General features: G+C 67.4%; 17 protein-coding genes and 1 pseudogene. 7 read left to right on the forward strand and 11 right to left on the reverse strand.

Going from position 1 to position 21,107, the window contains the following annotated elements; all coding sequences use genetic code 11:
• Positions 1-59: 59 nt before the first annotated feature.
• On the forward strand, positions 60-2,549 hold the full coding sequence (locus tag LRS09_RS12615) for a membrane-bound PQQ-dependent dehydrogenase, glucose/quinate/shikimate family (protein ID WP_257807039.1): 2,490 nt from the start codon (positions 60-62) through the stop codon (positions 2,547-2,549).
• Between the two features lie 349 nt (positions 2,550-2,898).
• Positions 2,899-3,801 (forward strand): phytanoyl-CoA dioxygenase family protein, encoded by a 903-nt coding sequence (locus tag LRS09_RS12620; protein WP_257807040.1) that lies wholly within the window; start codon positions 2,899-2,901, stop codon positions 3,799-3,801.
• Positions 3,802-3,907: 106 nt separating this feature from the next.
• Here LRS09_RS12620 and LRS09_RS12625 read toward each other — a convergent pair whose 3' ends face one another.
• Entirely contained in the window at positions 3,908-4,867 is a 960-nt protein-coding gene (locus LRS09_RS12625; RefSeq protein ID WP_257807042.1) for a LysR family transcriptional regulator, read from the reverse strand.
• A gap of 28 nt (positions 4,868-4,895) precedes the next feature.
• Here LRS09_RS12625 and LRS09_RS12630 point away from each other — a divergent pair, with 28 nt between their 5' ends.
• Positions 4,896-6,527, forward strand: a complete 1,632-nt coding sequence (locus LRS09_RS12630; RefSeq protein ID WP_257807044.1) for an ABC transporter substrate-binding protein — start codon at positions 4,896-4,898, stop codon at positions 6,525-6,527.
• Positions 6,528-6,559: 32 nt separating this feature from the next.
• Here the strand turns inward: LRS09_RS12630 and LRS09_RS12635 are convergent, their stop codons facing one another.
• The 5 genes from LRS09_RS12635 to LRS09_RS12655 form a co-directional block, all read right to left on the reverse strand.
• The gene (locus LRS09_RS12635; RefSeq protein ID WP_257807045.1) at positions 6,560-6,718 is read right to left on the reverse strand and encodes a hypothetical protein; all 159 of its coding nucleotides are present in this window, start codon (positions 6,716-6,718) and stop codon (positions 6,560-6,562) included.
• A gap of 215 nt (positions 6,719-6,933) precedes the next feature.
• Positions 6,934-7,428, reverse strand: a complete 495-nt coding sequence (locus LRS09_RS12640) for a DoxX family protein (protein ID WP_374684910.1) — start codon at positions 7,426-7,428, stop codon at positions 6,934-6,936.
• Positions 7,421-8,212 carry a DNA-binding domain-containing protein gene (locus LRS09_RS12645; RefSeq protein WP_257807049.1) on the reverse strand — a complete coding sequence of 264 codons (792 nt, stop codon included), beginning with the start codon at positions 8,210-8,212 and terminating at the stop codon, positions 7,421-7,423. The genes LRS09_RS12640 and LRS09_RS12645 overlap by 8 nt, the downstream gene beginning before the upstream one ends.
• On the reverse strand, positions 8,209-9,105 hold the full coding sequence (locus tag LRS09_RS12650; protein ID WP_257807051.1) for a DUF692 domain-containing protein: 897 nt from the start codon (positions 9,103-9,105) through the stop codon (positions 8,209-8,211). Before LRS09_RS12650 ends, LRS09_RS12645 begins: the two co-directional genes overlap by 4 nt.
• Positions 9,106-9,204: 99 nt before the next feature.
• The gene (locus tag LRS09_RS12655) at positions 9,205-9,492 is read right to left on the reverse strand and encodes a DUF2282 domain-containing protein (RefSeq protein ID WP_257807053.1); all 288 of its coding nucleotides are present in this window, start codon (positions 9,490-9,492) and stop codon (positions 9,205-9,207) included.
• A gap of 191 nt (positions 9,493-9,683) precedes the next feature.
• On the opposite strand from LRS09_RS12655, the gene LRS09_RS12660 reads away from it, so the two are divergent.
• Complete coding sequence (locus tag LRS09_RS12660; protein WP_257807054.1) at positions 9,684-10,211, forward strand: sigma-70 family RNA polymerase sigma factor; 528 nt, start codon at positions 9,684-9,686, stop codon at positions 10,209-10,211.
• Positions 10,212-10,850, forward strand: coding sequence for an NrsF family protein (locus LRS09_RS12665; RefSeq protein WP_257807056.1), 639 nt, complete (start codon positions 10,212-10,214; stop codon positions 10,848-10,850).
• Positions 10,851-11,005: 155 nt separating this feature from the next.
• On the opposite strand, the gene efp is transcribed toward LRS09_RS12665, so the two are convergent.
• The gene (efp, locus tag LRS09_RS12670; protein ID WP_257807058.1) at positions 11,006-11,575 is read right to left on the reverse strand and encodes an elongation factor P; all 570 of its coding nucleotides are present in this window, start codon (positions 11,573-11,575) and stop codon (positions 11,006-11,008) included.
• A gap of 354 nt (positions 11,576-11,929) precedes the next feature.
• On the opposite strand from efp, the pseudogene epmA reads away from it, so the two are divergent.
• Positions 11,930-12,971: pseudogene (gene epmA, locus LRS09_RS12675) on the forward strand (EF-P lysine aminoacylase EpmA).
• Between the two features lie 6 nt (positions 12,972-12,977).
• On the opposite strand, the gene LRS09_RS12680 reads toward epmA, so the two are convergent.
• On the reverse strand, positions 12,978-16,223 hold the full coding sequence (locus LRS09_RS12680; RefSeq protein ID WP_257807060.1) for a caspase family protein: 3,246 nt from the start codon (positions 16,221-16,223) through the stop codon (positions 12,978-12,980).
• Positions 16,224-16,370: 147 nt separating this feature from the next.
• The gene (locus LRS09_RS12685; RefSeq protein ID WP_257807063.1) at positions 16,371-16,982 is read right to left on the reverse strand and encodes a TetR/AcrR family transcriptional regulator; all 612 of its coding nucleotides are present in this window, start codon (positions 16,980-16,982) and stop codon (positions 16,371-16,373) included.
• A gap of 96 nt (positions 16,983-17,078) precedes the next feature.
• Between LRS09_RS12685 and LRS09_RS12690 the strand changes: the two genes are divergently transcribed.
• A complete protein-coding gene (locus LRS09_RS12690; RefSeq protein ID WP_257807066.1) occupies positions 17,079-20,267 on the forward strand; it encodes a bifunctional cytochrome P450/NADPH--P450 reductase in 3,189 nt (1,062 codons plus the stop codon).
• A 211-nt stretch (positions 20,268-20,478) separates the two neighbouring features.
• On the opposite strand, the gene LRS09_RS12695 is transcribed toward LRS09_RS12690, so the two are convergent.
• Positions 20,479-20,703: a DUF2188 domain-containing protein gene (locus LRS09_RS12695; RefSeq protein WP_257807068.1), complete on the reverse strand. Its 225-nt coding sequence runs from the start codon at positions 20,701-20,703 to the stop codon at positions 20,479-20,481.
• A gap of 114 nt (positions 20,704-20,817) precedes the next feature.
• Positions 20,818-21,099 carry a hypothetical protein gene (locus LRS09_RS12700; protein ID WP_257807069.1) on the reverse strand — a complete coding sequence of 94 codons (282 nt, stop codon included), beginning with the start codon at positions 21,097-21,099 and terminating at the stop codon, positions 20,818-20,820.
• Positions 21,100-21,107 lie beyond the last annotated feature (8 nt).

Here is a 21,107-nt window from a genome sequence, read left to right on the forward strand (position 1 = left end):
TCGGGTCCGGACCCTGGCGCTCAATATGCCTCGGTCCCGCAGAGAGAACGAGGTTTTTCATGTCCACATCGACATCTTCATCCGCCGGTCCGGCCCGGCAAAGGTGGGGCTGGCTGCTGACGCTGGTCGGCATCCTGTTCGTGCTCGCCGCGCTGCCGCTCGTCTGGGGCGGTGTCCAGCTCATCTCGCTCGGCGGCTCCTGGTACTATCTGCTCGCCGGCCTCGGCGTCGCGCTGTCCGGCATCCTCATCGCCGTCCGCCGCTTCGCCGGCATCTGGCTCTATGCCCTCGTCTTCCTCGCCACCGTCGCTTGGGCGCTGTGGGAATCCGGCCTCGACTTCTGGCCGCTGGTTCCGCGCCTCGTCGCGCCCGCGGTGCTCGCCCTTATTGCCGCGCTGATCGCGCCGCTCTTCCCGTCCGCCGCGCCGCGCCCCAAGGCCCTTCCTTTCGCGGCCGCCGCCGTGCTGGTGCTCGGCCTCGCCGCCACCGGCTTCTATGCCTTCCAGCCGCACGGCGTGACCCGGACCAACTTCCAGGCCGCCGCCGGTGTCGCGCCGTCGGCCGTCACCACGGCCTCCGGCAACGACTGGGCCGCCTACGGCCGCACGCCGGCCGGCACGCGCTATGCACCGTTCGGCGAGATCACGCCGGACAACGTCAAGGACCTTGAGGTCGCCTGGACGTTCCGCACCGGCACTCCGCCGGCCAAGGGCGCGCAGGACCAGAACACGCCGCTGCTCGTCGGCAACACGCTCTACACCTGCTCCTCGACCAACATCATCAACGCGCTCGACGCGACGACCGGCGAGAAGAAGTGGACCTATGATCCGCAGGCAAAGTCGCCGCTCTGGCAGCGCTGCCGCGGCGTCTCCTATTATGACGCTTCCGCCGCGCCCGCTCAGGCTGCAACTGGTGCGGCTGCGTCCGTGCCGATGGCCACGATGCCGCTCGGCTCGACCGACAGCGCCCAGGCGCCCGCCGCGCCCGCGCAGGCAGCCCCGGTCGCCGCCGTCTGCCCGAAGCGCATCGTCATGACCACGATCGACGCCCGCCTTATCGAAATCGACGCTGAGACCGGAGAGCCCTGCGCCGATTTCGGCGTGAACGGCGTCGTCGACCTCAAGCAGGGCATGGGCGAGGTCAAGGACGGCTTCTACTTCCAGACCTCCGCCCCCACCGTCATGCGCGACCTCGTCATGGTCGGCGGCTGGGTGTGGGACAGCGTCGAGGTCGGCGAGCCTTCGGGCGCCGTCCGCGCCTTCAATGCCCGCACCGGCGAGCTGGTCTGGGCCTGGGACCTCGGCAATCCGGCCATCACCAAGCTGCCGCCTCCCGGCGAGAGCTACACCCGCGGCACGCCGAACGTCTGGTCGACGCCTGCCTATGACGACGCGCTCGGCCTCGTCTACCTGCCCACCGGCAACGCCACCCCCGACTTCTGGGGCGGCCACCGCACCAAGGCGGCGGAAGAATACTCCGCCTCCGTCGTTGCCCTCGACATCGCCACCGGCAAGGAACGCTGGAAGTTCCAGACCGCGCACCACGACATCTGGGACTACGACGTCCCCGCCCAGCCATCGCTCTACGACGTGCCTGACGGCAAGGGCGGCACGGTTCCGGCGCTGATCCAGGTCACCAAGCGCGGCCAGATCTTCATGCTCGACCGCCGCGACGGCACGCCGATCGCCGAAGTGCAGGAAAAGCCGGTGCCGCAGGGCACCGAGGAAGGCGACTACACTGCGCCGACCCAGCCTTACTCGGTCGGCATGCCGGCGATCGGCACCGAGCCGTTCACCGAGGCCCGCATGTGGGGCGCCACGCCCTACGACCAGCTCTACTGCCGCATCGAATTCAAGAAGATGCGCTACGACGGCGAGTTCACCCCGCCGCGGCTCGACCGCAGCCTGATCTATCCGGGCTACTACGGCGGCATGAACTGGGGTTCGGCCTCGGTCGACGAAGGCCGCGGCCTGCTCATCGTCAACGACATCCGCATGCCGCAGTTCGTGCAGCTTATCCCGCGCGAGAACGTCGACACCTATGGCCCGTCGGCAGCGCATGACGGCCTGTCGAAGCAGCTCGGCACGCCCTATGGCGTCATCAAGGCCGGCTTCTTCTCGCCGCTCAACGTGCCTTGCCACCAGCCGCCCTACGGCACGATCAGCGCCATCGACCTCGGCTCGCGCCAGCTCGTCTGGCAGATCCCGGCCGGCACGCTGCAGGACACCGGCCCGACCAACCCGCTCACCGGCGGCCTGATCAAGACCGGCCTGCAGATCCCGATCGGCATGCCCTCGCTCGGCGGCCCGATCACGACGGCCGGCGGCGTCACCTTCTACGCCGGCACGCAGGATTACTACCTGCGCGCCATCGACACGACCACCGGCGAGGAGCTCTGGAAGGGCCGCCTGCCGGTCGGCGCCCAGGCCACGCCGATGTCCTATGTCGGCGCGGACGGCCGCCAGTACGTAGTCATCTCCGCCGGCGGCGCCCGCCTGTCGCCCGACGTCGGCGACTACGTCATCGCCTACGCGCTGCCGAAGAAGTAAAAACCTTTGGCCTGAGGCCAACCATCGAGCGGGGGCGTCCTTCCGGGCGCCCCGTTTGTTTTGGCGCAGCATCCGGAACGCCCCGTCCACCGACTACGGCGGTCCCCCTCCCCCGCTTCGCAGGGGAGGAGCTGCGTCGCCGCTGCGGATCTTCCCCCGTTTACGGGGGAAGGGGACCACGCGAAGCGTGGTGTAGGGGGCGCTGCTCGAACCCCTATTTTCCCGATTCCCGGGAAAGTCGTTGCCCGATTCCGCGCCTACCCGCCGCGCAAGCCGCGGCTATCCTCCCCTTCGACACAGAACGGCTCCGGCGCAGATGCCGCAGCCGGAGAAGCGGTGAGGAAGCAGCATGAATACCCAGCATGTCGTCGAACTCCGCGAGAACGGCTACGCCGTCATCCGCGGCTTTCTCAACAGGGACGAGGTCGCCGAGCTGCGGCGCGAGAGCGAGAAGGTCTATGCCGAAGGCCTCAAGCACCACGCGACCTACCGCGACAAGAATCTCTATTTCGAGGTCATCAACGATCCGGGCAACAATCACCGCGCGGTGCCGCAGGCGCACTGGTTCTCGTGGATCAATCCGGTGTTCGAGCAGTATCGCCGCAGCCAGAAGATCTTCGAGGCGCTCGCGCCCCTCCTCGGCCCCGACATCAAGCAGATCGCCAACCAGCTCCATTGGAAGGCGCCCGGCGGCAAATACACCTACTACCGCATGCACCAGGACGTGCGCTTCCGCAGCCGTCCGGAGCTCTTCGCCAATCTCGACCGCTACTCGCTCAACCTCGGCCTCGCCCTCAACCGGCAGGACGCCTCCAACGGCGCGCTCAAGGTCGTGCCCGGCCACCACAAGCGCGGCTATCTCGGCCTCGCCGAGGATGGCGGCGGCATCATGGTTGGCTCGACTGAGCAGGGTTCGGAGCTGAAGGCCGTGGGCATCGACCCGTCGGAGGTGGTCCAGCTGGAGATGGAGCCGGGCGACCTGGCGATCTGGACGCTCTACACCATCCACGGCTCCGGCCCCAACGTCTCGACCGAGCCCCGCATCCTTTTGATCGACAACTACGTCCGTGCCGAGGATTCGCCCGAGCGCGGCGAATGGGCCTTCCGCGACGGCCGTTCCATCCCGCTCGGCGCCGAGCCGGAGATCTGCAAATACGAGAAGCTGCGGGAAAACCCCGGTCCCTTCTACGTCGAGGAGAAATGGACCGACGAGGCCAAGCAGGCCGGAGAGAAACTCAAGGCGGCGGGATAGCCGCCGAGGAGAGCCGCAGAGCCGGCGCTACCCCTTCTCCCTGCGGGGAGAAGGTGGCCGCGAAGCCGCCGGATGAGAGGCTGCGCCGGGAAGGTAGAAGGTTCAATCAATCGAGATCGGGGGAGAGCTCTCGCATGAGGAATTCGACGAAGACCCGCACCTTCATGGCCACATAGGTCCGGTGCGGATAGAGCGCATAGATCGGGCTCGACGCCGGCTTGAACTCCTCCAGGAGGGTTTCGAGCCGGCCGTCCTCTATTGCGGGCCGGACCAGCAGGCTCGGCAGGTTGCCGATGCCGAAGCCGGCCATCGTCATCTGGTAGGCGGCCTCCACGCTGTTGGTCGACACGCGTCCCTTCACCGGCGTCGACATGCGCCCCTCCGGCCCCATGAACGGCCATGCGCCCAGCCGCTTGGCGAAGTTCGACAGCACGCAGGAATGGCTGGCCAGCTCGTCGGGATGCCGCGGCCTGCCGTGCCGGTCGAGATAGGCCGGCGTCGCGCAGACGAAATTGCGCACCGTGCCGAGCTGCCGCGACACGATCTCGGAATCGTTCTGCGCCTCGAAGCGGATCGCCACGTCATAACCTTCCTCGACGATGCCCACGACATGGCGCGAGGTCAGGTTGAACTCGACCGAAACAAGCGGGTTCTCCTCCAGGAAGCGGGGGATCAGCCGCGTGATGCGCGTATAGGCGAGCACGTTGGAGCAGGAGATGCGCAAGAGCCCGCGCGTGCCGCGGTCGAGCCGCCGCGTCTGGTCCTGCAATTCCTCCACCTCGCCCAGCAGCGCCTTCACCCGCTCGGCATAGTCGCGCCCGGCCTCGGTCGGGCTCATTCGCCGCGTCGTGCGGTTCAAGAGCCGCACACCCAGGTCGTCTTCCAGCTCCTTCAATTGCCGGCTCACCGCCGTCGTCGACATGCCGAGGTCGCGCGCCGCCGCCGACAGGCTGCCGAGGGTGCAGACCCGGTCGACACCTTCATCGCGATCAACAGGTTCACCGGGACCTCCAGGGGAATTCCGCCAGCCGGCGCGGCCGCGCGCGCCACTGTCGGACGGGTTCAATCGGAAAATCAACAGAGGGAGATACTGAATGACACGTAAGCTTCACCCCGCCATCGCGATCTATGCCCGCGACGCCCGCGAAGGGCGCATGAACCGGCGCGAATTCCTCGCCACCGCCAGCGCGCTCGGCGCCTCGACCGCCGCGGCCTACGGCCTCCTCGGCCTGTCCGCGCCAGCGCCAGCCTCCGCGGAAGAGCCTCGCAAGGGCGGCATCGTCCGCGTCTCCATGCAGGTGATGGCGCTGGAAGACCCACGCCTGTTCAAGACCTCGCAGATGGGCAACCTCGCCATGCAGTTCATCGAGCCGCTGGTGCGCTGGAAGCCCGACTTTACCTTCAGGCCGATGCTGCTCGAAAGCTGGGAGGTCAACGAGAATGCCACGGAATATGTCCTGCACGCCCGGAAGGGCGTGAAGTGGTCGAACGGCGACGACTTCACCGCCGAGGATGTCGTCTTCAACATCTCGCGCTGGTGCGAGAAGGAGGTCGCCGGCAATTCCATGGCCGGCCGCATGGGCTCGCTCATCGATCCCGACACCAAGAAGGCCCGCGCCGGCGCGATCGAAATGCGCGATGCGCACACCGTCGTGCTCAAGCTTTCCAAGCCGGATATCTCGATCATCGCGGCGATGACCGACTATCCCGCGCTCATCGTCCACCGCGGCTTCAATCCGGCGACTGCCACCCTGTCGCAGGCACCCATCGGCACCGGCCCGTTCGAGCTGACAGCGCATGAAATCGGCGTGCGCGCTTCCGCCCGCAAGCGTCCGGACGGCTCGTGGTGGGGCGGCAACGTCCATCTCGACGGCATCGACTGGATCGACTACGGCACCGAGACCGCGCCGACGCTGGCCGCGATGGAATCCGGCGAGATCGACCTCACCGCCCAGACCCAGTCCTACGATGTCGGCGCGCTCGACGGCATGGGCATGAAGAAGTCGGAAATCGTCACCGCCGCCACCATCGTGCTGCGCACCAACGTCAACGCCAAGCCCTATGACGACAAGCGCGTGCGCAACGCCATCCAGCTGGCCATCGACAACGAGGCGGTCATGAAGCTCGGCATCGACGGTCAGGGCGAGGTGGCGCAGAACCACCATGTCGGGCCGATGCATCCCGAATATGCCGAACTGCCGCCGATCAAGCGCGACGTGGAAAGGGCCAAGGCGCTGCTCACGGAAGCGGGGCAGCTCGACCATGAGTTCGAGATCATCTCGGTCGAGGCCGACTACCGCAAGGAAAGTTCCGACGCCGCCGCCCAGCAGATGCGCGACGCCGGCTTCAAGGTGAAGCGCACCGTCATTCCGGAAAGCTCGTTCTGGAACGACTGGACGAAATATCCGCTGGCGACCACCAACTGGAACGCGCGCCCCCTCGGCATCCAGACCTATGCGCTCGCCTACAAGACCGGCACCGCCTGGAACGAGACCGGCTTCTCCGATCCCGAGTTCGACGCGCTGATCGAGAAGGCCAATGCGATCGCCGACGCCGACACGCGCCGGCCGCTGATGCAGGAACTTGAGACCCGCCTGCAGGACTCCGGCATCATCGTCCAGCCCTACTGGCGCAAGCTGTTCTGCCACATGAGCCCGAAGCTCAACGGCTACCAGATGCACCAGGCCTACGAGCAGGACTTCACCGAAGCCTGGCTCGCCGCCTGAGCAACCCGCAGTCGATCCGGGCGGTCGCGCTCTCACGCGCGGCCGCCATTGCCTTTGCTGGAGACGAAGGGCGAGAAGGGGCAGCTCAGCTTCTTCGGGCAGGTCGAACAATCCCGCCCGCAGGCCGACGCCACCTGCGCCGCGCCGCCCACCGGCATCTGCTTCCCGCTTTCCGCAACGATCAGGCTCATCCCGTTCTCCCTCCGAGCGATGCAGCCACGATAATCCGCCATTCCTCGCACGCTAGCCGCCGGCTACGGGAACGACCTTTGCGCGGATCGGGAAAATACCTGGACTTCCATTGAGAAGCCGCCCGGTCGAGATCGGCACGATCAGGCTTCCCAGAGAGCGCGGACAGGCGATGTGCAGATGGACGATATCGCCTTCCGCGCCGTCTATGGCGCGCTCACATCTTCTCGCGACCAAGGCCGATGAGGCGATCGAGCGACAGCGCGCCGCCACCGAACACGACGAGCGACAGCGCCATCGCCGCCCAAGGCAGATGGAAGTTCGCCCAGCCTTCCGGCACGGTGATCTGGATCACCGCCGTCATGGCAAGCAAGGCAAGCGCCGCAAAGCGTGTGCCCAAGCCGAGCACCAGGAGCACCGGCAGCACGATCTCGGCGATTCCCGCGCCATAGGCTGCGGCCATCGGGAACGGATAGGGATACTGCGCACCAAAGAGATGCAGCTTGAACTCCTGCCCAAACAGGTATTGCGCGCCGCCAGACAGTTGCAGGAACCCGTCCCACTTGGTCAGCCCCGATTTGTAGAAGGGAACCGCCAGCGCTAGACGCAGCGCCAAGAGGGGCAACGCCGCCGGCACCGACGCGATCCAGCCTTCCACGCGCCGCAGGGGCGCCAGCAGTTTCCATCCGCCGTCGGATGGCGCTTCAACCATGTCCGTCATCCTCGTCTCCCTTGTCGTTCGAAACCGTGCCTGCAAATGCGCCGAGGCCCGCCAATCCGAGCAGTGCGGCGCCGAAATCGAAACCATCGTCGGCGGCGAGCGCCTGCGAGGCCGCTGCACCCAACGCCACGCCGTCAAGCAGGGCGGCGGCAAAGATCGCGTCGCGGTCCGGCAGGATATGGACGCCGACCTCAAAGCTCGGCCGGACGATCAGCACCGTCTCGCCGCCCGCCGCCGAGACCGGCGCCACGACGTCCGCCTGGTGCGCCTGCCATATTGTGCCCACGGCAAAACGCGAGCGCACCAGTGTCGCGGCCGGATGCGGCGCAAGCCGCACGTCGCCCAGCGTCTTCCCCGGCAATGCCGCCAATCGCGCGATGCCGAGCGGCGCGGCGTCTTCGGCGTGGTAGGCGCGCGTCACGGCAGCTTCCAACCGCGCGACATCGGCCAGGTAGGGCACCGACGCCACCGGCGCGAAGCCTTCGATGAAATTGGGCAAGTCGTCGCCATAGGCGAAGAGCAGCGGCAAAGCGGGCCTCGTACCGGCAATGTAGGCGCGCGCCATCAGCGCGAAGAACTCCTCGCCAACCAGCCGCTCGACGACGCGGAAGCGTGTCGCCAGCGCCTTGCGCAGGCCGACGGCGACATTGTTCCTGTAGACGGCGAAGCGCTTTTCGTCCGGCACGCCCCGCGCGGTGGTCAGGCCCGCCGGTGGCGGCAGGGCCGGGTCCAGAATCGCCGCCGCGAAGGCTGCCTCGGTAGCCGCATGGCTCATGCCGACGCCCTCCTCGGCAGTGTCGCAAAACCTCGCAGCTTCGCCGCCTCTGCCAGCACGGTGTCGGCGCGCCGCGCCTCGTCGTAGAGCACGTCGAAGCCCGGCACGTCGTTGTCCCATTCGATCAACGTTGCCACCGGACCGCAGCAACGGATCGCGTGGCGGTAAAGCGCAAAGACATCCTCCCTCACGCGCGAGCCGTGTGCGTCGATCAGAAGCCGCTCGCCAGCACCGTCGACCGTCTCGTCATAGCCGGCGAGGTGGATCTCGCCGACGCGCTCGACCGGGAAGCGGTCGACATAGGCGAGGGGGTCGAGCCCGTGGTTGACCGCCGAGACCATCACATTGTTGACGTCGAGCACCAGGCCGCAGCCGGTGCGTTCGGCGACGGCGTCGAGGAAGTCGATCTCGTCGATGCGGCTCTCCTCGAACAGGACATAGGTCGACGGGTTCTCCAGCAGCAATTGCCGGCCGGTCGCCTGCTGCACTTCGTCGACATGGTCGGCGACGCGTGCCAGCGTCTCCGGCGTATAGGGCAGCGGCAGGAGGTCGTTGAGGAAGCCGGTATCGTGAGTCGACCAGGCGAGATGCTCCGAAAAGGACTGCGGCCTGTAGCGGTCGATCAGCCGGCGCAGCCGCGCCAGGTGCGCCTTGTCCAGCGGCCGCGCCGCGCCGATTGACAGGCCGACGCCGTGGAGCGAGAGCGCGTAGCGCGCGGAGAGTTCCGCCAGCATGCGATGCGGCATGCCGCCCTCGCCCATATAGTTCTCGGCATGGACTTCGAGGAAGCCGATGTCTGGCGCGGTTTCCATGATGTCCGCATAGTGCTCGGACTTGAAGCCGACGCCGGCGCGGGGCGGCAGCTTGGACGCGTGCAGGGGCTCATACGGCATTACGGATCTCGCTTCTCTTCGACGGTTCGAATCAGGCAGTCGCCCATGAGGGCTTGGGCGGGACCTGCGCAGTCTTGCCTGCCGGTCCCGCCCGAGGCGTCAGCCCGCCTTCGGCTCCAGCGAGCCCATATGGCCATCGACGTTCATCGACACGCAGGTGCCGGCGGGCACAGCCTTCCAGGCGTTGCCCTGGTAGTCCATGGTCGACGTGCCGGCGCAGGTGGTGCCTGCGCCCGCAGCGCAGTCGTTCTGGCCCTTCAGCGCGATGCCGTAGCACTTCTCCATGCCCACCATCTTCTCGGCGGGCAGGGGCGCCGCATGGGCGGCGGTGGCGAAGGCGCTGGCGAGCGAGCCGGCAAGGGCGAGAGCGATTGTCTGGCGGTTCATAGTCTACTCCTCTGGAAGTCTTGGATGGAACGCGACATGCGCTCCATGACGGTGACTTCGCCGCCACGGGCCGCCGCGTTACACTGCCCGCGAGCACGCTTTCGTGATGCTTGCGTGAGAAGCCCCGTGACATTTCCTCCGCGGCCCGTGTAACAAATGCCGCCGCCCGACGAAGATGGGATGAGAAGGTCTTGACCGAAGCCGACGAAGCGGAACTCGCCCGCATGCTGCGGGCAGCGCTTTCAGGCGACGAGCAGGCCTATGCCGCATTCTTGGCGCGCGTGGCCGCGCTGGTGCGCGGCGTCACGAGACGCAATGCCGGGAGCGGCGTCGAAGTCGAGGACATCGTGCAGGAAACGCTGCTGGCCATCCATCTCAAGCGCCACACCTGGCGCCCCGACGCGCCGGTCCGCCCGTGGGTATTCGCCATCGCCCGCTACAAGCTGGTCGACAGCTTGCGGCGCCGAGGCCGGCGGGTCGAGGTCGACATCGCCGACTACGCCGAGACGCTGGCCGAACCGGTCGAGAACGCAGCCAGCCCGCGCGAAGTCGAGCGGGCGCTTGAGCAGTTGCCGCCCGGCCAGCGCCGGGTCGTTTCGGCGGTCAGCGTCGAGGGCCTGTCGGTCGGCGAGGCCGCCGCGGCGTTCGGCATGAACGAGACGGCCGTGCGCGTCGCGTTGCATCGCGGGCTCGCCGCCATCGCCAGAGGTCGACGCTAGATGGACACGCAGGACCTCATTCGCGCCCTGTCGCGGGATGCCGCCGCCGGCGGTGCTCGGCTCAGCCGGCGGTTGGCCTTTGGCTTCGCGCTTGCGACCGGCCTCGCCGCCATCGTCTGGTTCGTCCTGCTTGGCCCGCGTCCGGACATCGCCGAAGCCGCCGCGACGCTGCGCTTCCCGTTCAAGTTCGTTGTGACGTTGGCGCTTGCCGGCGCGGCGGCCCTTGCCTGGCGCGCCGCCGCCCGGCCGGGAACCCCGCTCGCGCCCGCCGCCGCGCTCCTGCTCGCCGCGCCGGTGCTGCTCGCCGCGGGCGTGACAGCCGAACTGTTCGCCGTGCCCGAAGGCGCGCGGATGGCGCGGCTGATCGGCACCAACTCGACCGTCTGCCTCACCTTCATTCCGCTGATCGGCGCCCTGCCTCTGGCCGTGCTGCTCGCGGCCTTGCGCAATGGAGCGCCGACGCGGCCGACGCTTGCCGGGGCGTTCTGCGGGCTGGCGGCGGGAGGTCTCGCGGCGACGTTCTACGCCGCGCACTGCATCGACGACTCGCCGCTCTTCGTCGCCGTCTGGTACACGATCGCGATCGGCATGCTCACGCTCGCCGGCGCACTGGCCGGCCGTCTCGTCCTGCGCTGGTAATCAGAGACTGCTTCGAAATTCGCTCTGGCGAGTCATATGGTGGTGGTTTCGGGGTCGCTTCAGCGACGAGCGCAGCGGACATTTGGGTCCGTGAGCACCGGAAGCGGAGAAAACGCCATCAGATGGCCGCCAGAGTAGAATTTCCAAGCAGTCTCTCAGTCCTTGGCGCGCTCGACATAGGAGCCGTCGGCGGTCATCACCACGATGCGGGTGCCCACCTGGATGTGCGGCGGCACGGCAGAGCGCACGCCGTTCGACAGCACGGCCGGCTTGTAGGACGACGACGCCGTCTGGCCCTTGGTCACCGGCTCGGTCTCCACCACTTCCAGCGTCACGCGCTGCGGCAGTTCGATCGCCACCGCCGAGCCTTCATGCACCGACAGCGTCACCTCCATGCCTTCCTGGAGATAGGGCGCATAGTCGCCCACCACGTCGGGATGCACGGCAATCTGCTCGTAGGTCTCCATCTGCATGAAGTGGAAGCCCTCGCCGTCCTGGTAGAGGTAGTTGTAGGGCCGGTCCTCGACATGGGCGCGTTCCACCTGCTCGGTGGTGCGGTAGCGTTCCGACACCTTCACGCCGTCGGAGATGCGGCGCATGTCCAGCTGCGTCACCGGCGTGCCCTTGCCGGGGTGTATGTTTTCGGCGAAGAGGATCGAATACAGCTTGCCGTCCTTCTCGACGACATTGCCCTTGCGGAGCGAACTCGCAATCACCTTCACCATGACGAATCCTCAGAATCCCTGTCTCGCGCACCCGCGCGTGCTTTCCCGCGCTCTAACCTATCTTTCGCCGGCATGCCAGCCGGAGCGGGATTTTTCGCGCCTGCACCCGAACCCTACCCCCTCGCGCCGTCATCCTCGGGCTTGTCCCGAGGATCTACTACCCTTCGCGAATCTACGCCGCGGCCCGGCCGTAGAAAGCCATTGCACCGGTGACGAAAACCGCCGCCGTTGGCAGATCTTCGGGGTGAGATGGCGGTTCGCCCATCGGGCGAATTGCAGGGTCCGATGGACCTTGCAAAGCCAATCGAACGCCCGAAGGGCCGGCCCGAGGATGACGGCGCCTGAGATGCTGCCATGACTGCCTCCTCCCCTTGGTGGACGCCCCACGTTCACGCTGATCGCCGTCCCCGCCTTCTCGCCCGCAACCGCATCGCCGCCGAGATCCGCGCCTGGTTCGCGGCGCGCGATTTCGTCGAGGTCGACACCGCCATCCTGCAGGTCTCGCCCGGCAACGAGGCGCATCTGTCCGCCTTCTCCACCGAGGCGATCGCGACCGGCGGCGAGCGCGCCCCGCTGCATCTCCACACCTCGCCGGAATTCTCCTGCAAGAAGCTGCTCGCGGCAGGCGAACGCCGCATCTTCTCCTTCGGAAAAGTCTTCCGCAACCGCGAGCGCGGCGCGCTGCACTCGCCGGAATTCACCATGGTCGAGTGGTATCGCGTCGGCGAGCCCTACGACGTGCTGATGGACGACTGCGCCAACTTCCTCGCGCTCGCCGCGACCTGCGCTGGTACCCAAGACCTTCTCCTTCCGCGGCCGCGAGGCCGATCCCTTCGCGCAGCCCGAGCGCGTCACCGTGGCCCAGGCCTTCGCCCGCCATGCCGGCATCGACCTGATGGCCTCGATCCGCCCCGACGGCTCCACCGACCGCGACATCCTCCACGCCGCCGTCGCCGCCGGCATCCGCACCGCGCCTGACGACACCTGGGCCGACCTGTTCTCCCGCGTCATGGTCGAAAAGGTCGAGCCCAATCTCGGCATCGGCGCCGCCACCGTGCTGTGCGAATACCCCACCGCCGAGGCAGCCCTCGCCCGCCCCACCGCGCACGACCCGCGTGTGGCCGAGCGCTTCGAGCTCTACTGCTGCGGCGTCGAGCTCGCCAACGGCTTCGGCGAACTCACCGACCCCGCCGAGCAACGCCGCCGCTTCGAAGCCGAAATGGACGAAAAGCAGCGCGTCTACGGCGAGCGCTACCCGATCGACGAGGATTTCCTCTCAGCCCTCGCCATCATGCCCGACGCCTCCGGGGTAGCTCTGGGCTTCGACCGCCTCGTAATGCTGGGAACTGGCGCCCGCCACATCGACGACATCGTCTGGACGCCGGTGGCGGGGTAGGGGGCATTATTCTCGGCGCGCACTCGGCGGGTCGCAGACGGAGGTCGCCCGTGCCGGCCCGAGGTTCAAACGTGCGCGCTCTGTTTCCGAGAGCGGCTGCGGCCCCAGGCGGCAGGCCAGTTCGGCGACAGAGCGGATCCCTGCGGGAAACGGCAGCATCCGTATGGTGCCGTCGTAACCGACGATCAGCAGGCGAGCACCGTCGGGAGAAAAGGTGACGGTCTTTGGGAAAAGCCCGGCATCGAGTTCGAACTTTATCGTTCCGGTCGCGGCGTCCACGACCATCACCGGTTGCGACGCCAGCGCGATCAGTTCGCCGTCGGGACTGAACTCGGCACTTTGCGCCGGAGGCAGCGTGGCGAACGCCCGTTCAAGCGCGCCCGTGTCGGCATTCCAGATCGAGAGGTTCTCGTATGTGGTCGCGAAATAGCGGCCGTCGGGCGAAAAGGCCCGATTGTTGAGTGACCCGGCACGCCCGGCAACATTCAGGATTTCCCGCCGCGCCGCAATGTCCCACAGCTTCGTCCTGCCCTCTTGGGCGGTGGTTAGCAGCTTGGTCTCATCCGGACTGAACCCGATGCCGAGGATCCTCGATGTATGGCCCCAGAATTCCGAGATCAGCTTGCGTGAACGGGTATCCCAGACAAGAAGACGAAAAGCGTCCAGGCTTGATGTCTGCGTCGGCGCGAAGGCGAAGGCGGCAACGAACTTGCCCGACGGCGAGATGGCGGGAAAATTGATCGAATAGCCGCCCTTGGCAAGCGAAGCCTCCACCCGGCAGGCTTCCAGATCGATGATGTCGACCTTCCCCATCCTGCCGCTGGTCTCTGTCCAGCCGGGTGTGCCCTGCTGAAGCGTGACCGCCGTCCGGCCCTGCGCGTCGACGAACGAGGTGGACCCGTCGAGAAAGCCCACGCCGGCGCCCGGTAGGCGGCAGGTCGGCGTGTCCATTCCGGGGCCGAGCAGCTCAAGGTCGTTGCCGACCAGCAGGGCTGCGGAGTTGCCGCCCAAGGCGAAGTTCCCGGTCCGCCCGTTCCTGCCAGCCTGATAGATCCGCGCGTCTTCTGCGTGACGTATCTGGAGGGCGCCGAAGCCACCCGCCCAGGTCAGCACATGCTCGTCCGCCTTGTCGAAGGAGAAAACGCCGGCCTTCCGGTAAGTGGCCTCTCCGATGGAGGTACCCTCGTCCCGGAGGACGCGCAAAGGCGTGTCGCCGCGGTCAGCCAGATCCCAGACGAAGGTTCTGTCTAGATTGTCCCTCGCGGCGACAAGGTCGCCTGCGCTGTTGAAGGCGATATCCCAGATCGCCTCGCCGACCGTGAAGCGGCGGATCAGCGCGCCATCGGCGATGCTTCGCAGCGCCAGTACGCCATTCGTCCCACCTATGGCCAACCGCTCTGCCTTCGCGTCCATCTGCACGTCGCCGAAGCCCAGCGACGCACCTCCCTCGCCGGTGAACGTCCGCGTGAGCGAGCCGCTCTCCAGGTTCCACAGACGCGCGGCATGATCCCAGGTCAGCAATCGGTCGGCATCGAGGTAGCGCAGTCCCCGCACGCCACTCGGTCCTTCGGAATCATCCGGCGGCTCCAGCACAGTAAATGTCTTGCGAGGCTGAGGCGAGCCGACGGGGAAGAGATCCACGGTATATCGATGCATGCCCTTGTCGGCGCTCCAGTGCGCCGACGCGACAGCAAGCTCTCCCCCATCCGGACGAAAGGCCAGAGCTTCCGGCATGGCCTGCTGGGGCAATGCAAGTGTGGTAAGGTGCCCGGTGGCCGGCTCGAAGGTCCAGACCATCGTCCGGCGCTCGCTTCCGGATTTGAGGTCGGTTGCCAGCCCGGCTATGGCGGACCCATCGCCATTGATCTCCACGCGCGCCGACTCTGCGCCGATCGGCCGAGCGAGAAGCTCACCTGTGGCCGCGTTGAAGAGATCGACACCGTGGGACGAGGAGCTGCGGACCACGAACCGGCCGTCGGCGCTGAAGCGGACCCACCGCTCGCCATCCCACGGCACATAGGGTTCGGCGCTCCGCATCACGACGCGGCGGCGATCTGAAAGGTCGAGCACGTAGAGGCGGCCCGTCTCGTCATGCGCGGCGATGCGCGTTCTGTCGGATGTGATGGCGAGCGGACGCTCGCTGACGTCATCGATTGTGGTGAACCGCGGTGTGGCCGCCACCGCCTTGCGCAATGCCGTCTCCAACGCCGGCTCGACACGAATGTCCTGGCCGTCCGACTGAGCCGGCACCCCTTCGAGCGCGACGGCAAGTGCCTTGCGAGGGTATCGTCGCGACAGAAGCTCCTCGGCGCGCGTCGCCAGCATGGACGATGTGCGCCGGGAAATCTCGGCGTCGAGACTTGCCCGCAGCGCGCACTGGCTGCCGTCCAGGCACTGCTGCGGCTCGCCGCCAAGACTGAGAACCCAAGGCAGCTGGTCACCCTTGGTGGCTCCGTTCACGCGGTCGCTGATCCTGTCGAGGAATTCGCGCACGGGCAGGCGGAGATCGCCGTCGGTCGCGTTGATGATTTCGCGCGCGAAAGGCGAATGCGCGCCCGCAGGGCCATCGGAGGCGAGTTTGCCGGCATCGGTCGAAAAGGCGACCAAGGCCCTGGATTGGGGGGCGTCGGCGGTCTCTCCGGCATACCGCTCGGCCGACCGGTCGGCAGGCGCTTCATCGGCGCTGCCTTCGGCCTCCGTGGCCTCGATGCTGCGGAATCCATAGCCCGTCGAGCGCTTGGCGTCTGCGTTGCAGTTCGCAAATGGGTTGTCGCGGCACGCATCGAAGATAAAGACCCTGTTGGCGACATGGGCTGTCGCCCGCATCAGCCGGTCGATCGATACGACGCGCCGCGCTTCCCGGTCCTCGCAGGACACCGTCCCGTCCTTCGGCACCATGACATTGGTGACGGTATCGTTTTGGACCGCTGCCATCCCGTGACCGGCGAAGTAGGTGACGACGAACGCTGACTCGCTCGCAGCGGCACCGAATGCCGCGATCTTCCGTTCCAGCCGCCGGTGTGTCGGATTGCGGACGAAGGTGACGTCGAATCCGAGCCGTTTCAGGAGATTGCGGACGGCGCGGGCGTCGCGCACCGGATTGTCGAGGTCCTTGAGGTCTTTGTAATTGGAGACGCCGACGACAAGGGCAAGCCGTTGCGGGGCGGCGGCCTCGCGCGGAAAGGCCGGCAGACAGAGGATCAGCGAAACTCCGAATGCGAGCAGCATCCGTGCAAACGCCAGTTGTGCCATGCGCCGCGATCCGCCTCCTGCCTGGAGCCAGGCTCGCAGCAAACTTCAGCATATTCAAGGCGAGGGTCTGAAGATCCTGGCCGACATGCACTGAACCCGGCTTCTCGCTCGCCCCGCCGCACCGGTGGTGCAGCTCTGAGGGTCGCCTCAGCCGCTGCTCTTGATCATCGTCGTGGCGATGCCCGAGATGCGCCGCGTCATCGCCTCGGGGTCGCCGTCGATCTCGCCGCGCAGCCAGCGGATCACCAGCCACATGATGCCGCCGGCTTGCACCGCCATCAGATCGTCCCTGGCCGCCAGCCCCTTGCGCGCCGCGACCTCGAACGCCTCCGGCAGCATGCGCTGCGCCACGAAGGCGACGATCTCCTCGAAGAACGCCACGTTGCCGCCGCCCTCCAGCACCCGCACGTAGAAGTCGCGGTGCGCGCGCAGGTGCGCGAGCACCGGCAGCGTGTGCCGCTCGATCTGCCCCCGCATCTCCTCCGTCGCCATCCCGGCTCGCGCCGCCGCAGGCTGCGGGATCGGAAACGCATCGGCCAGCCGCGCCAGCCCCGCCCGTCGCGCCGCATCCGGCAGGTCGGCGAAGTGCTGGTAGAAGGTCGGCCGCGTTACCCCGGCCGCCTCGACGATCCGCGTGATCGACAGGTCCTGCAGCGGCTCGCGGTCGAGCAGTTCCGACACCGCGTCCAGCAGCGCCTTCAGGCTGCGCTGGAAGCGGGGGTCCTCCGCCTTCGGTCTCGCCGACTGCACGATCGCCACTTTACAAGCCCGCCTTTCGCATCTATTTTACGTTTGTAATTTAGTCTGCTGCGCTTGTCCGGTCAAGCGCCTGCCTCTGTCCGAAGGTGCACAACCATGGCCCAAGACACAATGACTCCCCGGATTCCCCAGCCGCCGCTGCGGCCCTTCATCGGCAACCTGCCCGAGCTCGACACCGACGCGCCTGTGCAGAGCCTGATGCGGCTCGCCCGCACATACGGCCCGTTCTTCCGCATGCGCATCCTCGACCGCACCTTCTACGTCACCAGCTCCCAGGAGCTGGTCAACGAGCTCTGCGACGAGAGCCGCTTCAACAAGCGCGTCCACCCGCCGCTCAAGGAAATCCGCGCCTTCGCCGGCGACGGCCTGTTCACCGCTTACAACAGCGAGCCCAACTGGGCGAAGGCCCACCGGCTTCTGATGCCCGCCTTCGGGCCGATCGGCGTGCGGTCCATGTTCGACCGCATGCTCGACATCGCCGACCAGATGTTCGTCCGCTGGGAGCGCTTCGGTCCCGCCGCCTCGATCGACGTCGCCGACAACATGACGCGGCTCACCCTCGATACGATTGCGCTCTGCGCTTTCGACTACCGCTTCAACAGCTTCTACCGCGACGAGATGCACCCCTTCGTCGGCGCCATGGTCGGCGCCCTGTCGGAATCCGGCCAGCGCGCCCGCCGGCCGAAGCTGATGACCAGCCTGATGCTGTCCACCGCCCGCCGCTTCGACAGCGACGCGGCCCTCATGCGCTCGGTCGCGCAGGAGCTGATCGCCGAGCGCCGCCGCGATCCAAACGGCGCCGACAAGCACGACTTGCTCAACATCATGCTCAACGGCGTCGACCCCGTCACCGGCGAGAAGCTCGACGACGAGAACATCGGCTATCAGATGATCACTTTCCTGATCGCCGGCCACGAGACCACCAGCGGCCTGCTCTCCTTCGCCACCTACCTTCTGCTGAAGAACCCTGAAGTCCTGGCCAAGGCCCGCGCGGTGGTCGACGAGGTGCTGGGCGACGAGATGCCCCGCGTCGAGCACCTGGCCCAGCTGCGCTACATCGAGCAGGTCCTGATGGAGAGCCTGCGCATCTGGCCGACGGCGTCCGTCTTCGCTGTCAAGCCGCACGAGGCCACGCTGCTCGCCGGCAAGTATCCGCTCACGCCCGACGACAGCGTCATGATCCTGGAGCCGATGCTCCACCGCGACCCCGCCGTCTGGGGCGACGATGCCGAAGCCTTCATCCCCGAGCGCTTCGCCCCGGAAAACGCCGAAAAGCTGCCGCCCAATGCCTGGAAGCCGTTCGGCAACGGCGCACGCGCCTGCATCGGCCGGCCCTTCGCCATGCAGGAGGCGCAGCTCGTGCTCGCCATGATGCTGCAGCGCTTCGACATCGCCTTCGACGACCCGTCCTACCAGCTGAAGATCCACGAGACGCTGACCATCAAGCCGGAAGGCCTGCGCATCCGCGCCCGCTCGCGCCGCTCTGCCCAGGCGCTGGTGCGCGCGCCCTCGCTCGCCGCGCCGCAGAAGACGCTGGTGCCCGCCGCGCCCGCGCCGCTGCGCGAGGGCGAGGCCGCCACCGCGCTGCTTGTCCTCTACGGCTCCAACACCGGCTCCTCGGAAGCCTTCGCCAACCGCGTCGCTGCCGACGCGCCGTCCTACGGCTTCGCACCCACGGTGGCGCCGATGGACGACTACGCCGGCCGCCTGCCGAAGGAGGGCGCGGTCGTCGTCGTCACCGCCTCCTACGAAGGCCAGCCGCCGGACAATGCCCGCCGTTTCGTCGCCGATGTCGAGGCGCTCGCGTCCGGCTCCCTCGAAGACCTGCCCTTCGCCGTGTTCGGCTGCGGCAACCGCCAGTGGGCGCGCACCTTCCAGGCGATCCCCAAGCGCGTCGACGCGGCACTGGAAAAGGCCGGCGGCTGGCGCATCGCCCCACGCGGCGAGGCCGATTCCGGCGGCGACTTCTTCGGCGCCTTCGACGAATGGTATGCCGCGTTCTGGCCGGCGCTTTCCGCCGCCTTCGGCCGGCAGGCCGCCGCGCCCGAAGCGCCGGCGGGACTCCATCTCGATTTCGTCAAGGCCGGCCGCGAAAGCACATTGAGGCTCGGCGACCTCAAGCAGGGCGTCGTGGTCGAGAACCGCGAGCTGGTCGACATGGCAGCTGCCGGCGCCCGCTCCAAGCGCCACATCGAGTTCGCCCTGCCCGAGGGCATGACCTATCGCGCCGGCGACTATCTCGCGGTGCTCGCCCGCAATCCGGACGCGCTGGTCGATCGCGTGCTGCGCCGCTTCGGCCTTTCCTCCGACACTCTGGTGGTCATCGACCGCGCCACCGGCTCCACCGGCCTGCCCGTCGGCCATCCGGTCAGCTGCGGCGAGCTGCTCGCCAACTATGTCGAGCTCGCCCAGCCGGCCACCCGCGCCCAGGTGGCGGCGCTCGCCGCGGCCACCCGCTGCCCGCCGGAGAAGAAGGAGCTGGAGGCGCTCGCCGCCGACGGCTACGAGAACGAGGTGCTCGGCCGCCGCTTCAGCGTCATCGACCTGCTCGACCGCTTCCAGTCCTGCCCGATCGATTTCGCCCGCTTCCTCGACATGCTGCCGCCGATGAAGGCGCGGCAATATTCCATCTCGTCCTCGCCGCTGTGGAACCCGGCCAACGCCACGCTCACCATCGCCGTGGTCGACGCGCCGGCGATGTCAGGCGTCGGCCGCTACCAGGGCGTCGCCTCCTCCTATCTCGCCGGGCTCGAACCCGGCGACCGCGTCTCCATCGCCGTGCGCCCCTCCAATGCGCGCTTCCATCCGCCGGCCGACCCGAAGACGCCGCTGGTGATGATCTGCGCCGGCTCCGGCCTCGCCCCCTTCCGCGGCTTCCTGCAGGAGCGCGCCGCGCAGAAGACCGCCGGCCAGGAGGTCGGGCCGGCGCTCCTGTTCTTCGGCACAAACCATCCCGACGTCGACTACCTCTACCGCGACGAGCTCGCGGCCTGGCAGCGCGACGGCGTCGTCACCGTCCTGCCCGCCTTCTCCGATGCGCCGGAGGGCGACATCCGCTTCGTCCAGCACCGCGTCTGGTCCGACCGCGCCCTGATCGCCGACCTCTTCCGCCAGGGCGGCACAGTCTTCGTCTGCGGCGACGGCAGGCACATGGCGCCCGCCGTGCGCGAAACCCTGGTCAAGATCTACCGCGACGCCACCGGCGCCTCGGCAGAAGACGCCGACACCTGGGCCGACGCGATCGAGCGCGACCACGGGAGATATGTGGCGGATGTTTTCGCGTGAGGGCGGAGGTAGTTCCCTATGCGACCGCCCTGCCCGTTCCCGGGGACTGCACCAGCCACATCTTCCGTTTGAAGAAGGCAAGCTGTCCCCCGGCGCGATTGGCGATCTCCCCCTAAATGGGGGTCCCGGAAGACGAGCGAGACGCAGGCTCACCCATCTTCCGGCAGGACAGATGGGGCGCTGTCCCGCCGGCTTCTCCGTAATGACGATCTTAACCCTTCGGCGGATGCGGATCGTTTCCATAGCTCCAGGCTTCGCGGAACCTGGCGTCCGTTCCCTGGATGCGAAGTTCTGCCTTCTGGTTCATCGCGATATCCCGCCCATGCTGGATCGCTTCGCGTTGAGTGTCGAACGACTTGGTCAGCCTGCCGTTTCCCTCGCCGCGAACGCCCCAGCCGTCGCCGTTACGCACCACGTACTGATTTTTACCAGACATTGTCCGTCTCCTTTCGTCTCGGCACGAATCGCGCCTTGGGACAAAGAGTGAACGAAATCAGTCCGCGAGTCTAGATTTGGTCACCATCCAGATGCTCGAACTATATGTTGGGGTTCACGCCGCTTTCAGGCGCTCCACCTCTTGCTCGAATTCGAAGGCGAGCTGTGCCGCCTCCTCCTCGGGCAGGAAGCGCCCCATCTGCTTCAGGAGATAGAGGCGGTTGTCCAGCTCTTCCGCGTTCCAAGGCATGCGCTGCGCCGCGCGGGCTTCCGTAAGCAGGTTTGCGATGCGCCGCCGGATGCGGTCCGGGTCGGCGCGATAGACGATCGGGGCGGCCTCCTCGGTGAAGAGCTCGGGCTGGTCGCCGCCGAAGAGGTCGAGTTGCGCACGGGTCATGGTCTGGT

This window comes from Mesorhizobium sp. J428, assembly GCF_024699925.1.
Lineage (GTDB): Bacteria > Pseudomonadota > Alphaproteobacteria > Rhizobiales > Rhizobiaceae > Mesorhizobium_A.